16 protein-coding genes are annotated in these 17,496 nt (G+C 48.1%); 15 read left to right on the forward strand and 1 reads right to left on the reverse strand.

Annotated elements, in window-relative coordinates:
- Positions 1-11: 11 nt before the first annotated feature.
- The 4 genes from NST47_RS10415 (at position 12) to NST47_RS10430 (ending at position 4,528) form a co-directional block, all read left to right on the forward strand.
- Positions 12-656, forward strand: coding sequence for a Spo0B domain-containing protein (locus NST47_RS10415; RefSeq protein WP_341155075.1), 645 nt, complete (start codon positions 12-14; stop codon positions 654-656).
- A gap of 12 nt (positions 657-668) precedes the next feature.
- Positions 669-1,970, forward strand: a complete 1,302-nt coding sequence (obgE, locus tag NST47_RS10420; RefSeq protein WP_262684694.1) for a GTPase ObgE — start codon at positions 669-671, stop codon at positions 1,968-1,970.
- Between the two features lie 181 nt (positions 1,971-2,151).
- Entirely contained in the window at positions 2,152-3,384 is a 1,233-nt protein-coding gene (locus NST47_RS10425; RefSeq protein WP_341155076.1) for a nitrate/nitrite transporter, read from the forward strand.
- 100 nt (positions 3,385-3,484) lie between these two features.
- Entirely contained in the window at positions 3,485-4,528 is a 1,044-nt protein-coding gene (locus NST47_RS10430) for an anthranilate phosphoribosyltransferase (RefSeq protein WP_341155077.1), read from the forward strand.
- A 105-nt stretch (positions 4,529-4,633) separates the two neighbouring features.
- Here NST47_RS10430 and NST47_RS10435 read toward each other — a convergent pair whose 3' ends face one another.
- Positions 4,634-5,137: an NUDIX hydrolase gene (locus NST47_RS10435; RefSeq protein WP_341155078.1), complete on the reverse strand. Its 504-nt coding sequence runs from the start codon at positions 5,135-5,137 to the stop codon at positions 4,634-4,636.
- A 174-nt stretch (positions 5,138-5,311) separates the two neighbouring features.
- Between NST47_RS10435 and NST47_RS10440 the strand changes: the two genes are divergently transcribed.
- The 11 genes from NST47_RS10440 (at position 5,312) to NST47_RS10490 (ending at position 17,496) form a co-directional block, all read left to right on the forward strand.
- A complete protein-coding gene (locus NST47_RS10440; protein WP_076231601.1) occupies positions 5,312-5,803 on the forward strand; it encodes an ACT domain-containing protein in 492 nt (163 codons plus the stop codon).
- 52 nt (positions 5,804-5,855) lie between these two features.
- Complete coding sequence (locus tag NST47_RS10445; protein ID WP_341155079.1) at positions 5,856-7,142, forward strand: homoserine dehydrogenase; 1,287 nt, start codon at positions 5,856-5,858, stop codon at positions 7,140-7,142.
- A gap of 47 nt (positions 7,143-7,189) precedes the next feature.
- Complete coding sequence (thrB, locus tag NST47_RS10450) at positions 7,190-8,158, forward strand: homoserine kinase (protein ID WP_445667455.1); 969 nt, start codon at positions 7,190-7,192, stop codon at positions 8,156-8,158.
- Positions 8,155-9,033, forward strand: coding sequence for a prephenate dehydratase (pheA, locus tag NST47_RS10455; RefSeq protein WP_341155081.1), 879 nt, complete (start codon positions 8,155-8,157; stop codon positions 9,031-9,033). Before thrB ends, pheA begins: the two co-directional genes overlap by 4 nt.
- Positions 9,034-9,041: 8 nt before the next feature.
- Positions 9,042-9,923 carry a branched-chain-amino-acid transaminase gene (gene ilvE, locus NST47_RS10460; RefSeq protein WP_445667373.1) on the forward strand — a complete coding sequence of 294 codons (882 nt, stop codon included), beginning with the start codon at positions 9,042-9,044 and terminating at the stop codon, positions 9,921-9,923.
- A gap of 247 nt (positions 9,924-10,170) precedes the next feature.
- Positions 10,171-12,105, forward strand: coding sequence for a LysM peptidoglycan-binding domain-containing protein (locus tag NST47_RS10465; RefSeq protein WP_341155082.1), 1,935 nt, complete (start codon positions 10,171-10,173; stop codon positions 12,103-12,105).
- A 182-nt stretch (positions 12,106-12,287) separates the two neighbouring features.
- Positions 12,288-12,986: a BofC C-terminal domain-containing protein gene (locus NST47_RS10470; protein WP_341155083.1), complete on the forward strand. Its 699-nt coding sequence runs from the start codon at positions 12,288-12,290 to the stop codon at positions 12,984-12,986.
- A gap of 152 nt (positions 12,987-13,138) precedes the next feature.
- Positions 13,139-13,642 carry a crossover junction endodeoxyribonuclease RuvC gene (gene ruvC / locus NST47_RS10475; protein WP_341159652.1) on the forward strand — a complete coding sequence of 168 codons (504 nt, stop codon included), beginning with the start codon at positions 13,139-13,141 and terminating at the stop codon, positions 13,640-13,642.
- Positions 13,639-14,274, forward strand: a complete 636-nt coding sequence (ruvA, locus tag NST47_RS10480) for a Holliday junction branch migration protein RuvA (RefSeq protein WP_341155084.1) — start codon at positions 13,639-13,641, stop codon at positions 14,272-14,274. Before ruvC ends, ruvA begins: the two co-directional genes overlap by 4 nt.
- 30 nt (positions 14,275-14,304) lie before the next feature.
- Positions 14,305-15,315, forward strand: a complete 1,011-nt coding sequence (gene ruvB / locus NST47_RS10485; protein WP_240414644.1) for a Holliday junction branch migration DNA helicase RuvB — start codon at positions 14,305-14,307, stop codon at positions 15,313-15,315.
- A gap of 18 nt (positions 15,316-15,333) precedes the next feature.
- Entirely contained in the window at positions 15,334-17,496 is a 2,163-nt protein-coding gene (locus NST47_RS10490; RefSeq protein ID WP_341155085.1) for a SpoIID/LytB domain-containing protein, read from the forward strand.

Genomic DNA, 17,496 nt, shown 5'->3' on the forward strand with positions numbered 1-17,496 from the left:
GAGAGGTTGGCATGGGTTCGAATCGACCGTTCAACGAAGAATGCTTCAGTAATCAGAGTGAAAATGGAGCCTTTTTAATGGGTGACGAGAGAGAATCTGATCAGGATCTCCGATGGATTCGCTTGTTTAACCACTATCGGCACGATTGGATGAATGAGATTCAATTAATATTCGGTTATGTTAAATTACGCAAGTATGATAAGCTGGAGAGCTTGATGCAAAACATCAAAGTGAAGGTTCAGCGAGAAAGTAACGTTTCGAAGCTGGGAGTTCCTGAACTCATTATGTATGTGTTCTCGGTACAGGCCGAGGTGAAGGAATTAAAGCTGGAAGTCGATATGGAGCACGAAATCCATTTAAATGAACTCTTGATCGATTGTAAAGAATTGACTCGATTGCTGATTGCAGTCATTGAAGTTTTTAAAGAGCACGCGGTTGTTCACCATGAACATGAGTATGGTTTACGGCTAAAGCTGACACAAACGGTTGGCAAACTGACAATTGAAGGTCATTATCAATGTGATAAGGCCGGTAATCAGCTGCTGCCTGCTCTTGAACGAGTCAGGCTCCAATCGGATATGAATATGACATGGAAAACAAATCAATGGGATGGACATTCTATAGGAGTGAGCATCGAATTACCGTTGAACATATAAAGAGGTGTAGGCATGTTTATCGATAAAGCGAAGATTTATGTTAAAGGCGGCGATGGAGGCGATGGTCTCGTTGCATTCCGCAGAGAAAAGTATGTACCTGATGGAGGCCCTGGCGGAGGCGATGGAGGTAATGGAGGCAACGTTATTTTCCGTGTGGATGAGGGCCTTCGCACACTCGTTGACTTCAGATACCAAAAGCATTTTAAAGCAGATCGTGGAATTAAGGGCCGCAACAAGACGCAGCATGGTGCTAATGCTGAGGATCTAATCGTAAGAGTACCTCCGGGTACGGTCGTCATTAATGATGATACTCACGAAATTATGGCAGATTTAACGCGTCATGATCAGGAAGTTATCGTAGCCAAGGGTGGTCGCGGTGGTCGCGGTAACGCCAAGTTTGCAACAGCGAACAATCCCGCTCCGGAGATAGCCGAGAATGGCGAAGAAGGCCAGGAGCGTTGGCTTGTGCTTGAGCTTAAGGTGATGGCGGATGTGGGCTTGGTAGGTTTTCCGAGTGTAGGGAAATCAACACTGCTGTCCGTTGTATCTGCAGCCCAGCCTAAGATCGCTGCTTATCATTTTACTACACTGACTCCGAACCTGGGAGTTGTGGATGTAGGGGATGGTCGAAGCTTTGTGATGGCCGATTTGCCTGGATTAATTGAAGGCGCTCATGAGGGCGTAGGTCTCGGTCATGAATTTCTGCGGCATGTAGAAAGGACACGAGTTGTTGTTCATATTATCGATATGGCAGCTACGGATGGTCGTGATCCTTTTGATGATTGGCAAAAAATCAACAATGAGCTAACGCTTTATAGTGCCAAGCTCGGTGAACGGCCGCAAATTGTTGTCGCTAACAAAATGGACATGCCGGACGCAGAAGTATATCTGGAGGAATTTACACGGCAGCTTGCTGAAGTGGATCCGTCAATCCGTGTGATGCCCGTATCGGCAGTAACTAAAAATGGTGTTCAGGAGCTTCTGTACAAAGTGGCGGACCTGCTGGAAACGATTCCTGATATGCCGCTCTTGGAGGACCTGGTTGATCTGTCTGAGCGTAAGGTGTTCAAGTTTGAAGCACAGGATGACGAGGAATTCACCATCCGACGTGAGAATGATACATTTGTTATAGAGAGTCCAAGCATTGAAAAGCTGATCAAAAGAACGAACTTCAGTACACAGGAAGCTGTTGAACGATTTGCACGGATTTTACGTAAAAAAGGTATTGATCAAGCACTTAGAACTCGTGGTGCTGTAGATGGACAGACGATTCAGATTGGTGATTTTGAATTTGAGTTTGTTGAAAAAGAATAGTAAGCACGATAAGAGGAGTTCCGCTGCACATGAGTTTGATGTGCTGCTGGCATTTCTCTTATTTTATGTCAACCGCTTATAGATTTTTTGGGAATGTGTGTGTATGATTATTATGTTAGTTAAACTTACATATAAAAGATGGAAATGCTTGAAAAGAGAGTGGTTCGGGAGGTATTATAGAATGGAAGCGAAAAAATTTAAAAAATCAGGTCATTTCCCAAGTTTGATGTCAGCATTTCTATATTTCGATGTTAGTTTCATGATTTGGGTATTATGCGGTGCGTTGGCTTTATATGTCACCAAGGATTTTGGACTAACGGATGCACAAAAAGCAACTATGGTTGCGATCCCAACATTGGGCGGTTCAATATTCAGGATTCCTATGGGAATATTGGCTGATCGTATCGGATCTCGGAAAGCAGGCATTATCGGTATGCTGCTAACGATCCTTCCGCTGCTCTGGGGCTGGCTTGGTGGAACGACCTTTAATCAGGTGTTGGCACTCGGTTTTTTACTGGGGATAGCAGGAGCAAGCTTTGCTGTTTCCTTGTCTCTGGCAAGTCGCTGGTACCCGCCGCAGTATCAAGGCTTGGCTATGGGTATTGCCGGCGCAGGCAATAGCGGTACAGCACTAGCAACCTTCTTCGGTCCGCAGCTGGCAGCGAGCATGGGCTGGCACAACGTATTTGGACTTGCGATAATTCCGTTAGTGCTGGTATTGATCGCTTATATGCTGATGGCGAAGGATAGTCCGAATCAACCGGCTCCCAAAGGACTTTTTGATTATTTATCGGCATTTAAACATAAGGATACGTGGTGGTTCAGTGTCTTTTATGCGATTACGTTCGGTGGCTTTGTTGGATTTTCCAGTTACTTCAGCATTTTCTTCTATGATGTGTATGGAGAAGGTGCGGTCGCGGGCGGTTTGTCGAGAATTCAAATTGGTTATCTCGTTACGATCACGGTCATTGCCGGCAGTCTTTTTAGGCCTATAGGTGGTTACATAGCCGATAAAGTTGGGGGCATGCGATTTATGCTGATTCTTTATTCCGTCATCTGTGTATGTGCATTTCTTGTGTCGACAATGCCAGGCTCCTTTATGGTGATGCTGCTGATTACGAGTGTGATGATGGCTTGTCTGGGCATGGGTAATGGATCTATATTTCAATTGGTGCCGCAGCGCTTCTCCAAAGAAATTGGGGTTGTCACGGGTATTGTCGGTGCCGCAGGCGGATTAGGTGGATTTCTGCTGCCTAACAATATTTTAGGACCTTTAAAGCAGGCCACCGGATCTCACGTTTCTGGATTTATTGTGGTAGCCTCGATCGTTCTGGTAGTGACGTTGGCGTTCTATGCGGTGTCCCGCAGCTGGAGAAATGATTGGGCCAAGTCGGGCTCCGGTGTAAATTATTAACGATCAAAGCGATAAGATGAGTGAGTGGAGTGAACGAATTACTTACGGTCTTTCTGCTTACGCATTTGGCGTTTTAGTCATTTTTGAGGGAGTTGACACCATGAAGCAATGGATTAAAGCGGTAGGAACCGGACGAACAGGGTCGCGTGATTTGACTTATGATGAGGCGGTAGCTGTGGCTCATGCCATTGCTCGCGGCGAATCTACGGATGCACAAACAGCGGCGTTTTTAATGGCGATGCGGATGAAGGGGGAAGCGGACGAAGAAATGATGGGCTTTGTCGATGTCTTTCGCAAGTACTCCCTGCCGTATCGTTCCTTCTCCAATTCTTTGAATTGTGCCGGCCCTTATGATGGCAGACAGTATTTTCCGGTTACGATTCCCGTCAGCCTGCTAATCGCTTCCGTTGGATTTCCACAGGTGCTCCATGGAAGTCAATCGCTGCCTCCTATGTTGGGTATTTCTTTGAAGGAGCTTCTGGAGGGCATAGGCATCCAGGTGGAGCTGGAAGCCAGAGATTGGGAAAACATCTTCATGAGCTTGCATATCGGATTCATATGGACAGATCTGATTTGTCCACCCTTTGGGCGAGTGAGGCAGGTTCGAGAGCAGATAGGATTACGAACGTTCTTTAATACCGTGGAAAAAGTAATCAATCCCGTCCATTCGCAAAATTTAATGATCGGTGTACACCACAAAACGGCGATGGACCATCTGATACATCTCCTGCCGAGGTCGGGTTTTGAAACAGCCTATATAGTACAAGGTATTGAGGGCTCTGAGGATTTGCCGATTCATAAAAGCAGTGTTGTTCGTAAGGTGACACCTTGGGGTGACGAGTCCAATATTATAGATCCTTTAACCTTCGGATTTCGTGGTGACCCATTAGAGAAATGCGGGAAAGACGAACAAATTGGACTTTTAAATAGGGTTATTCAAGGGGATGATTCCGATGATATCCGTAATGAACGGGAACATGTTGTGTTTAATGCAGGATTGCGCCTGTACTGGTTTGACAAGGTAGGTTCGTATGAAGAAGGCTTTCAACTGGCTCGCTCCCTGCTGCAGCGCAAAGAGGCGTTTAAAATTCTAGATAAATGGCGGGATCTCAGTCATAAAAGCGAGTTTCGTTCGCATGGCTGAGGTTGAAGACTGCTCTGGAGGAAGTGTCAGTAAAAAAACCGTATGGACAATCAAGTCCAGACGGTTTTTTGTCATTTTTATTTTAGCAGTACTTTTTGAAGTTTGTCAGTTCATTCCAGGATCGACCAAAGCTGTCCAATGTACCTCAGGCGCGGAATATTGATCAAATCCAGCGGTGCCAACCCAGATGTGGTCAGTTGGACCATGCTCGAAGTAGTGCTCCAGCAGTCGGTGGAAAATAAACGGGATTTCTCGATCAAGTACCTGCTCGCGCGGAATCCAGTGCAATACCCCTTCCTCAGTCTGGATGACATCCCGGCGGGTGGTTTGAGCTGTGTAAATAAATTGCTGGCGAATTTCCTGCTGATTGAGTCGGATCAAAATGTACTGCAGCTTTAGATCGATAATTTCTTCTTCCTGTAAGCCTGTTTCCTCGCATACTTCACGTAAGCAGGCATTGCGTGGAGAGCTAATCTCTCCCGGATCGAGATGGCCGCCTACGGCTGCCCACATTCCCGGATTTAATGTACGTGTCGGGGACCTTTTCATCATCAAAAGGTCGTTGTCATGAAACAACATGGCCGTTGCCATTATACGTGCACGAATCATCAATTTGCTCCTTTATGCTTGTTTATTGATTTTACCAACTTTACCATGAATGCACTTGTTTAGGAAGGCGACAGATGTGGAGACTTTATGAAAAAGACTGGCTATTTGCAAAAGCCTATTGCCTCAACCCGTTGTTTTCGATATAATGTCCACTAGGTAGAAACATTCGTCTTTATGGAGAGGATTTTTACGCTGTCGGATAAAAAAAAGGGTGACACGAAGCCAAATGAACATGAGCGTTACTATTTGGTCAGGGAAGACATTTTACCTGAGGCCTTGCTCAAAACCGTGCAGGCCAAGGAACTGCTGGCCCGTGGGAAGGTAAGAACGATTCATGAGGCTGTGGAACAGGTCGAATTAAGCAGAAGCGCCTTTTATAAGTATAAGGACGGAATATTTCCGCTCAGCAAGCTGGATCGGGAGCGAATCGTGACAATTTCGATGGATCTGGAGCATCGTTCAGGCATTTTATCCAAAGTGCTGGCGATGATAGCCGGACTTGAGGGTAATGTGCTAACGATACATCAAACGATTCCGCTGCAAGGGATTGCCAATGTGGTGATTTCAGTGGAGACTTCATTGATGGAAGAAAATGTAGCTTTTGTGCTGGAGATGCTGCGAGCACAAGAAGGCGTCAGTCGTGCTGCTCTGGTTGGACAGGGGTAGTAGCCGTAGCCGAAGGCTAAAGGAACGGTTGCAAATATAAGGAGGCTATCATATGAAATCTATTCAAGTAGGGCTGCTCGGTCTTGGGACTGTAGGAACAGGGGTTGTCCGTATCATCAAGGGACACCAACAGGATTTGATGAGCCAAACCGGTGCCTCCATCGAGATATCGAAGATTTTGGTTCAGGATAAAAGCAAGCTGCGTGACATCGAGGTCAGTTCTGAACTATTGACGGAAGATCCGCGTGACGTTATTGAAAATCCGGAAATTGATATCGTCATTGAGGTGATGGGCGGCATTGAGCTGGCCAAAGGCTATATTCTTGATGCGCTGGATAGAGGCAAGCACGTTGTTACAGCCAATAAGGATTTAATGGCCCTGCATGGACAGGAGATTTTGGCGAAAGCGTCTGAAAAAGGCTGCGACGTTTTGTATGAAGCAAGTGTGGCAGGCGGTATTCCGATCATTCGGACCTTGGTGGAGGGCTTTTCTTCTGACCGCATTACGAAGATTATGGGAATCGTCAACGGAACGACCAACTATATCCTGTCAAAGATGAGCCAGGAAGGCGCTGCTTATCTTGATGTGCTGAAGGAAGCGCAGGATCTGGGATATGCGGAGTCTGACCCTACCTCAGATGTAGAAGGCTTCGATGCGGCACGCAAAATGACGATTCTTGGCACGCTCGGTTTCCATGCCCATGTTTCTTTAAGTGATGTCAAGGTTCGAGGTATCAGTCAAGTTTCCAAGGAAGATATCGCTTATGGCAAGCGCCTTGGGTATGAAGTGAAGCTGCTTGGGATCGCCGAGCGTCAGGACGATTATATCAGCATCAGCGTACAACCGACAATGGTGAAAAAATCGCATCCGCTGGCTTCAGTGAACGGGGTTTTCAATGCAGTGTATGTACACGGTGAAGCCGTAGGGGAAACTATGTTCTACGGTCCTGGGGCGGGCGGTATGCCTACAGCTACTTCCATTGTCGCGGATCTTGTAGCGGTAGTTCGCAATTTGAAGCTGGGCATCAACGGTCAGCGTGCTTTGGCTCCATTTAAAGAAAAGAAGCTGAAGACCGATGAGCAGATTGCCTCCAAAAATTTCATTTTGCTGCACGTCGAAGACAAGGCAGGTGTGCTTGCCCAAATTACGCAGGTGTTCGCCCAGCATGAAGTCAGCCTTGAGTCTGTATTGCAGCATCCGAACGAAACGAATCCGAAAGCGGAAATTATCATTATTACTCATGATGCGAATCAGGCGGCAATGAAAAAAGTGTTAAAGCAGTTCGAAGGTATGGACGTGGTTCACTCGATCAAAAGCGTTTATCGGGTGGAAGGCTAATAAATCAATCGAGAAGCTGAAACGGAAAAAGGAGTCGTACGATGGGTATGAAAAGCGGCAAGGTACGCGTAAAAGTGCCGGGAAGTACGGCGAATCTGGGCCCTGGATTTGACACGCTCGGTATGGCGCTTGATCTATATACATGGATAGAAATGAGTACAGCAGCACAAACCCGTATCCATCTGCTCGGGAATGGGATGGAAGGAATTCCTACAGATAAAACCAACCTGATCTATAAGGTAGCGCAGATGGTATTTGACAAAGCCGGGGTTACGCACCCGGAGCTGGAAATTTCGATGTACAGCGATATCCCGCTCACGCGTGGTCTTGGCAGCAGCGCAGCAGCGATTGTAGGCGCGCTGGCATGCGCCAATGCGCTGATTGGCAGTCCGCTGTCGGATGACACCTTGTTCCAGATGTCGACGGCACTGGAGCATCATCCCGACAATGTCGGCGCTTCGCTGTTCGGCGGCCTTGTCGTCGCCTTCTGGGACGGCGAACGCGCGGAATATATCCGCGTCGAGCCGAATGAGCAGCTGGAAGTGCTGGTGGCCATTCCACACTTCCAGCTGTCGACAGAGAAAGCGCGGCATGTCCTGCCGCGCGAGCAAAGCCTGACGAATGCCGTGTTCAACGTCGGCCATTCGTCCGTGCTCGTAGCCGCCCTCTGCACCGGGCGGCTTGACATGATACCGCGCGCGATGAAAGACGCGCTGCATCAGCCATACCGAGCCCCGCTTGTGCCGGGGCTCGCGCACATCCTCGCCGAGGCGACGAACCATGGCGCCCTTGGCGTTGCTTTAAGCGGTGCCGGTCCGACGATGCTCACGCTGGTCGACCGGAGCAGCTCCCGCAAGGCGGAGCTGGAGCAGTTCCTGCAGGGCACGCTGCGGGGCGAAGGGATCGAGGCTACCTTGATGTGGCTGAACCCTGCGTCACATGGCGTGCAGGTGTTGACACACTTTGATGAAGGGTGTACATTATTTGAAAACATCAAAGGAGACGTTCGCACATGAAGCGAATTGCACTTTTGGGTCCCGGTACATACACCGAGGAATCGGCACGCCATTTTTTGGATAGTGCTGTCTGTGAGTACGTTCCCTGCAAGCTGATTGACGATGTGTTTATGTCAACGGTAAACGGAATAACGGACTATAGTGTCATTCCGATCGAGAACACCTTCGACGGCTCGGTCAGCCTTCATCTGGATTGGCTGGTACACGAAGTGAATCTGCCGATGCAGGCCGAGTGGATTTACCCGATTTCTATACAGTTAATGGCTGTGGGGGCTCCGGGAGATACGCTGGAAGCAAGCTGCAGCGGCCTGAAGAAAATCGTTTCGCACAGTGTGACGTTAACCCAATGCCGCCAGTTTTTGCGGAAGTATTTGCCTCATGTGGAGCTGGAGCAGGTAAGCAGCAACGGTGAAGCCGCAAGACTTGTACAGGAGCTTGGCAGTCCGGAGGTAGCGGCACTTGCTCCTCGTTCGGCTGGAGCACTGTATGGACTCCAGATATGGGAACAGGATGTGCAGGATCATCAGAAAAATTTTACCCGATTCGTTCTTGTTGGACAAGACCCGATTGAACTGAAGGACAACTACAGGTCTCACAAAACGACAATTCTCGTCACGCTGCCGGAGGATTATCCGGGAGCTCTGCATCAGGTGCTTTCAGCTTTCGCCTGGCGCAGGATCAATCTGTCCAAGATCGAATCCCGGCCAACGAAGAAAAAGCTGGGCAATTACTACTTCTACATCGATATTGACGCATCCCTGGATTCGGTATTGCTCCCGTCAGCCCTTCAGGAAATTGAAGCGATAGGCTGCCAGGTTCGCATATTGGGTTGTTATCCCACCTATTCTTATAAACCTACACACTCGGAGGTGTAATTGTTATTATGGCACAAGTGATTTATTTAAACGGCAAGTATGTGAGCAAGGAAGAGGCAACAGTTTCTGTATACGATCATGGATTTTTGTACGGAGACGGTATCTTTGAGGGGATCCGGATTTATAATGGAAATATATTTAAATGCAAAGAGCATTTGGATCGCTTGTACGATTCGGCCAAATCCATCATGCTTGACATCCCGCTTCCACAGGAAGAAATGCAGCAGGTGCTGATCGAAACCATTCGCAAAAACGAGCTGCAAAACGGATACATTCGTCTTGTTGTTTCCCGTGGTCCCGGTGATCTTGGGTTAGACCCGCGCCGTTCACCGAAAGCAAATGTGATTATTATCGTAGAGCAGCTGTCGATTTACCCGGAAGAGGCTTATGTGAATGGATTAAAAACCGTTTCCGTATCCACACGCCGCAATGTGCCTGATGCTTTGAATCCAAAAATCAAATCGCTGAATTACCTGAACAATATTTTGGTTAAAATTCAAGCCAATCTCGCTGGTGTAGGCGAGGCCATCATGCTGAATTCCCAAGGTTATGTGGCTGAGGGCTCGTCGGACAACATTTTCATCATCAAAAGAGGGGTTGTTTTCACGCCGCCTTGCTACTGTGGGGCGCTTGAAGGCATTACCCGTGCTGCAATAATCGAAATTTGCGAGAAGCTGGGCTACAAGGTCAAAGAAGAGCCGTTCACCCTGCATGATGTTTATGTGGCGGATGAGGTGTTCTTTACCGGAACAGCTGCAGAGGTTATTGCTGTTCGCGAGGTAGATGCGAGAACAATCGGTGAAGGCAAAGCAGGCCCTATCACTACGCATTTGCTTAAAGAATTCCGTAAGCTGGTTGATATCGACGGTGTGAAGGTATACGACGAATAACTCGTCTTGGAGCAGCCCTCTGTTTCCACTTCTAAAGTGGAGATAGGGGGCTTTTTGTGTTGTTCAGCAAGGCAATAAGTCGAACACCAGCAGGTAAAGGTGACAAGCCCTCGATTTTTCTTGCGTTCAATCTTAGTTTTTTTCCTTTAATGATGGTCAAATGCCTACTTCGGTGCATAAACTGTAAGGTCATTTTGTTTTGGCACGTGCAGGTGGTTTTCAGGATAATGCCAAGGAGGTTTGTGAAGTGAAAATTCATATGGTGAAGAAAGGCGACACGCTCTACGAAATCGCCAAGAAGTACAATGTAGATCTCGACAAGCTGATTGCCAGCAATCCGCAAATTGCGGACCCGAATGTGATTGAGGTGGGAATGAAGGTGAAAATCCCCAATGCGCCAATGCCGGTCATTCCGCCAACCGATTATTTGCATAAGCATGTGGTTGTGCAAGGGGATACGTTGTGGAAGCTGGGAAAATCATGGAATGTCCCCTTGCAAATGTTGATTACCGCAAATCCACAGCTGAAAAATCCGAATATTTTGATGACAGGCGAGGTTGTGTACATTCCCAAGGTCAAGCCGCATCATGAATCTCATCAACATGAAAATGATCATCCGCATCAGCCAGAAAATGAGGCGCAGCATCAGCATACCCACCATCATCATAATAAACCGAATACCGCACCCATCCCAGTTCCATTACCTGCTCCAGCTCCAATCGCGGTTGAACCTGCGCCCGTAGTGGAACAGCCAGAGGTAGTGAAGCCACCTGTCAAGCCAATTCCGATGCCTGAGCCAATCCCCAATATCGAATTTCAAATGCCGTTAAAGCCTCCAGCTCCATATCCCGAATACTTACAACCTGAAGCCCAAGTGCCACCTGTCAAGCCAATGAAGCCGATGCAGCAAGAACAGCCGCAATTTTTACAGCCTGAAGCTCAGGCGCCAAATATGAAGCCCATGCAGACTAATCAGTGGGCACAGCCGATACAGCAAGAACAACCGCAGTTCCTGCAGCCTGCAGCTCAAGCACCAGCTGCAAAGCCGGCTAATCCGTGGACAGAGCCGATGCAGTCCAATCCGTGGACAGAGCCGATGCAGTCCAATCCATGGACAGAGCCGATGCAGTCCAATCCATGGACACAGCCGATGCAGTCTAATCCATGGACAGAGCCGATGCAGTCCAATCCGTGGACAGAGCCGATGCAGTCCAATCCATGGACAGAACCGATGCACTCTAATCCATGGATGCATCCGATGGTCGAATCCACAAACGCCTATCCATGCGTCGACAATTACCCGAGTTATGTACAGGGCGCACAAACACAAGCACCGATGTGGGGGCATCACCCTCATGATATGAATTTGTTTCAGCAATACCAGGAGCCAGCTACAGAAGTATTTACTCACGACAACATGAATGCTCCCATGCAGCCTATGTGGTCGGCACCAATGGTTTCTCCTATGGCTGCAGCACCTAATGCGGCACCAATGGTTTCCCCTATGGCTGCAGCGCCTAATGCGGCACCAATGGTTTCCCCCATGGCTGCAGCACCTTATTCGCCAAACATGCCTATGGAAGCTGGATTTGCCGGCATGCCAAACTATCCCTTCTACCAACAGCCGCAGTCGTCTGCAGGTGGTTGTGGTTGCGGCTGCGGAGGTCCTGTGGCCAACATTCAGCATCATCAAGTAATGCCTTATGCATACGGGATGCCGAATGCGCCAATGCCATACGAAACTTGGCCTCATGCTCAATCCCCGGCAGCTTATGGAGAAATGCCAGGTTACTCTCACGGGTATGAACCTATGAATGTAAATACGGCTGCTGCTAACTCTGCATATCCGGGCTCTGTGTATCCAATGTCTATGCAGCCACAGATGGTTCACCCGTACGGATGGTCCCCATATGGAGCTGGCGTACCTGATTGCGGCTGCAACAGCAAGTACGAACTTGAGCAGCTGCTCAGACAGCAAAGTGAAGCCGAAGCGAGAGCAAAGGCCGAAATCTCTACACAAACGGATTCTTTGGAAGCTAATAAAGTGACTATTCAAAACACAAATAACAATAAGAAAAAAGCTTCTATTTCCACAAGAGCCGCCAAGCCAGCGCAAAGAAACCGCAGATCAACCAACAAAACCAGTAAAGCAACATCGAATTCTCCATGGCTGGTCAGATAACGAGTAATTCCATTTTTCGAAACTGCTGCTTGTCACCTAATGAGTGATAAGCGCAGTTTTTTTGTTGTTTTCATAAAGAGTAAAGCGGAATTAGGCGGTTGTGTATAAAGAAAGGAACGGAGGGGAAAATAGGTAATAAAAACCTCACAGGTTCGGATATTGTACAGAAGGGGTGGGTACATATGATTATTCTTGCATTCCTCAAAAAACTTAAAAAACGATTGCAGAAAAGCTTGCGCTGGAAGCGTCGTTGGATGAATTTAACGATATTTTGGCTCGTGGTCAGCGTTTCTGCTGCTGCTTACATGTGGCATTATTCCTCACAATCTACGATGACCTTACAACCCGACGAGCAGACGCAGATGGTAATGGGCCATAACAGCAGGCAGCCTGAGAAGGAAGTGATGGAAATGATCAGTCAAATCAAAGCTCAACGGGAAGCTTTTACCCAAAAATTATACGTGTGCGGCGAAGAGCTGCAGCCGATAGGTATGATGAGTGCAGACGAGATATTGGCCTACCATAGGAGCAGTCCTGATGCAACGGTTAGTATGGATGCGAATGGACGCATTTATTTCAGGGAAACCATTGAGGACCTTTCGCCGCGCTGCAAAGAAAATGCGTATTTCGGAATGGACAGCGGAGGGAACCTATCATTATTTGAAGGCGTTCCAGGGGTAGGGGGCGGCAGTGTGATCCAAACCTTCTTTCAATTAAATATTGAACATCTTAAAAGCAGCCTGCCGAACAGTGCAATCAAAGAGCTGTATCGGGGCATTCAGGTGAGAGATTTATCGGAGTACAACAGTGTCTTGTCAACGTTCAGTGATTACGCCGTCGATGCACCTGGACAAGCCTTAAAGATTTCACCAGCCCCATAGATAATCAGGGAAATCACAGTGTTGATAGATAAACCGCACAGTCTGTTCAGTTGTTTTAAGCTGAATGGACTTTTTGGCGTGTTCATTGGAAGCGATATCTGCTATAATGGAACACATATGTTCGCTTTTGGCAGGCTGGGAGTGGGTAAGTGATGCGAATTATGGGAATTGACCCGGGAATTGCGATTGTTGGATTCGGTGTTATTGATAAGCAGGGTAGTCGGCTTGTTCCCGTTCAGTATGGCTGTATTCAGACAGAAGCTCATACAGATAGTGCTCTTCGTCTCAAGACCGTTTATGACTCGATGGTCCAACTGATAGATAAATATAAGCCGGATGCTGTTGCCATCGAAAAATTATTTTTTAATCGTAATGTTACGACAGCGATGACAGTTTCACAGGCTCGGGGTGTGCTCATTTTGGCAGCGGTCCAGCAAGGGCTGGAAATTGGCGAATATACACCACTTCAGGTGAAGCAAGCTGTAGTCGGTTATGGTAAGGCCGAAAAAAAACAGGTGCAGGAGATGGTTAAGCTGTTTCTGCATTTGTCAGCTGTACCCAAGCCTGATGATGTGGCGGATGCTTTGGCGATTGCGATCTGTCATGCACATTCGGCTGTGCTTTTACAAAAGATAAATGAGGTACGCAAACCATGATCGATTTTTTAAGAGGCATAGTTGTACATAGAGAACCGGATTATTTGGTGCTGGATGTAAAAGGCGTTGGTTATCGGGTATTCTGTACGAATCCTTATGCCATCCAGACGAAGGATGGAGAAGAAACGACCCTGTTTATTCATTATCAGGTCCGCGAGGATGCGCATCTGCTATTTGGCTTTCCTACACGTGAGGAGCAATCGTTGTTCCGCTTGCTTTTGGAGGTTAACGGAATCGGGCCCAAGGTGGCGATTGGGGTACTGGCCGGAGGGAGACCGGAAGTTATCGCGGCTATGATTCAACAGGAAAATATTAGCTTTCTGATAAAGCTGCCCGGGATCGGACGTAAAACCGCTCAAAGAATGATCCTCGATTTGAAGGATAAGCTTGGCGTTATTTCAGCTGGCGATGATTCGATGCTGGCCATCACAGGTACAGGTCATCTCGCAGTACCGTCCCAAGGAGCCGGCGTGTGGAGTGAGGCGAAGACGGCTTTACTTGGGCTGGGCTACACGGAAGCAGAGGCAGACCGGACAGGACAGCTTATCAAGGCTAAGCTCAAGGGTGATGAAACCGTTGATATCGTGATCAAGCTTGCGCTGCAGGCTCTGTTCCAGCAGTCTTTGCGGTAAAGTTTTTTGGCGATGAAAGGAGACACCATGATGGACGACCGGATTATCTCGGCCAATCTGATGATGGAAGAAGAACAAATGATGGAGTACAGCCTGCGTCCGCGCTATTTGGCTGAATACATCGGGCAGACACAAGCCAAAAACAATCTGAAGATCTACATAGATGCTGCCAAAATGCGTAAAGAAGCGCTGGATCATGTATTGCTGTACGGTCCTCCCGGACTCGGTAAAACCACGTTATCGAACATTATCGCCAATGAGTTGGGCGTGAATATTCGTACGACATCAGGACCGGCAATCGAACGTCCCGGGGATTTGGCAGCGATATTGTCGAATCTGCAGGAAGGCGATGTACTGTTTATCGACGAAATTCACCGTTTGAACCGAACCGTCGAAGAGGTGCTTTATCCCGCGATGGAGGACTATGCGCTTGATATTATTATCGGTAAAGGACCGAGCGCTCGCACCGTCAGATTGGATTTGCCTGCCTTTACTCTAATCGGTGCAACCACAAGAGCTGGATTATTGTCTGCTCCCTTGCGCGACCGATTTGGTGTTATCAGCAGATTGGAATACTACACGATTGAAGAGCTGACTTTTATTGTGAGCCGGACAGCTGATATTTTGCAGGTGCAAATTATTGGTGAAGCCGCGCGTGAGATTGGAATGCGGTCTCGGGGAACACCGCGGATTGCTAATCGTCTGTTGAAGCGTGTGCGTGATTTTGCCCAGGTTAAGGGAGACGGCATCATAACAATGGATATCGTAAATGATGCCTTGATCAGTATTCAGGTAGATCATCTTGGATTGGATGAAATCGATCATAAGATGCTGCGCGCCATCATTCTGAGCTTTAAGGGCGGACCTGTGGGCTTGGATACGATTGCTGCAACAATAGGAGAAGAAAGTCAAACGATTGAGGATGTGTATGAGCCGTATCTTTTACAGATTGGGTTCCTGCAGCGCACGCCGCGTGGTCGGATGGCGACACATACTGCTTATCAGCATTTAGGATTGCCTATTCCAAAAAGCTCACCGTAAAAAGGGGGAAACACGGTAATGGGAAAGCACCGGTACCAACTGCATTTGGGCGGTTGGGGGAAATCGACACAAAAGGTTCGGTATAAAGCAAGCCTGCTCTTACTTATTGGCTGCACAATGTGGATGCTGGCAGGTCATTTAGCTCCAGCTTATGCAGCAACCGCCGTACCCAAATTGGATTTGATTAGAATTGCCTTATTTATCGATACAGGAAAATATAGCGCACCAACTCCAGATGTAACATTATCAGCAGATAAAGGGCTTGATGTCAGTTTAAGAAATGCTGCAGGTTTGAAGCCGCTGTTTGCAACCTCTGATAAAAGCCCGCTGCGTGTGGAGCTTGATTCTTATAGTGTGATGGTTCTGGAAACGCCGGATGCGAATCAAGCTCGAGCACTCACCAAAAAGCTGACCGATTTAAAGCTGGATGCAAGTATCAGTGTTCGCACAAAGCTTGGGAAACCAGCATACCAATTGGAGCTGGGTCCATATACAACCAAGGAACTGGCAGCCTCTGCCCTAACCAAAGCCAAGACGATTGCTGATTTGACTGCAGCGAGCAAAGGTTTTACAGCTGCGGTAAATGGGCCTCTGCACTGGAGTGCAGGCAGCTACTCAACGGAAGCTGAGGCACTGGCGCAGGCGGCAGTCCTTGGACAAGCCGGATTGGATGCCGATGTAGCATACCTGGATGCAGCTGCAGGGGCACCTGCCTTTGCAGTTCTGGTAGCCGCAGGATCGGATACAGCGGAGCTGAATGCTGCCAAGCAGCAGCTGGCTACCCTTGTACCAGGTATTTCCTTACAGCCTGTCGACGCTGGTCTCACCTATGTGATCAAACGTACGCTTGCCGATCCTTCATCCACTACAGGCGGAATGATTCAGCAGCTCCTTTTGGGGGGGACAGGCGTTAAGCTTGCCGTAACGTCCAAATCTGCCGAAACGGTTACCGTTCTGGAAAGATCGGAGCGGTCTTATCGAGGGCTGATTGAATTGTCACGTCTTAACAACAAGCTTGCGGTTATTAATGAATTGCCTTTCGAGCAATATCTGGTATCGGTCGTGAGCTCCGAGCTTAGCAAAGAGTGGCCGCTTGAAGCTCTGAAAGCACAGGCGGTAGCTGCGCGAACCTTTGCATTAAAGCAGGGTGTCAAATATCAGATTGCCCATCTCACGGATACGACTCTGGACCAGGCTTATAAAGGGGCAGGTGCCGAATTCGCCACTGCCTCGCAAGCTGTCATGGCTACTGAAGGCGAAGTTATCATGGAGCAGGCGGGTTTGATTTCACCTTTGTTTTATTCGAATGCAGGTGGAATGACAGCTGAATCTACCGAGGTATGGGGTAATAAGGTCAACTATTTGAAAAGCGTGGCTACTCCCGATGAAGGAGCAGAGAAAGGCAAGGCGGTTTGGTATCGGATCGTATTGCCAAATGGGAATAACGGTTATATCCATTCTTCCTATGCAAGGGATACGGGGCAAAAAAATCCGGCCGGTCTTCCTTACTATGAGTCCACGGGTACGGATATTGCCGTACGTCCCGCACCTTATGTCGATAATACAGCTAATCCTGCCACTTTCAAGGTTAATATTGGAGACCGTTTCGTTGTGTTTGATCAAGCTGTGGAATCCAATGCCTACTCATGGATTAGAGGTCCCTATGATGCTGACAAGATTAAGGAAAAAGTGAATACCGTGATGAAAAAACCGATTACGGGTGCTCTGGACCGATTGGAAGTGAAGGGACGCGGAGCATCGGGCCGTGTCATTGAGATGACAGCCAATGGCCAGCTTTTGGAGCCTGATTATCCGGATGCATTGCGCACTCTATTTAATGGTCTGCCCAGCACCCGGTTTGAAATTGAGGAAACAGGAAGGTATACTGTATTGGGAGCTGATAGTACGGTGCGCAACCAATCGGCTGCCATGCCGAATGTGACCGTTATCGGAGGGACTGGCACAGCGAAGCCAGCTGCTGAATCTCAGCTGTTTGTGCTCAGTGGCGATAACAAAGTACGTTTGACGAATAAAACATCCCAGTATGTATTTAAAGGGACAGGAAATGGTCATGGCCTTGGTATGTCCCAATGGGGAGCCAAAGGTTATGCTGAGCTTGGCTATGATTACAAAAAAATATTGCAGACCTACTATGTAGGAGTCTCGATAATCAAGGAATGA

The sequence above is a fragment of the Paenibacillus sp. FSL H8-0034 genome, assembly GCF_038000305.1.
Classification (GTDB): Bacteria; Bacillota; Bacilli; order Paenibacillales; family NBRC-103111; genus Paenibacillus_S.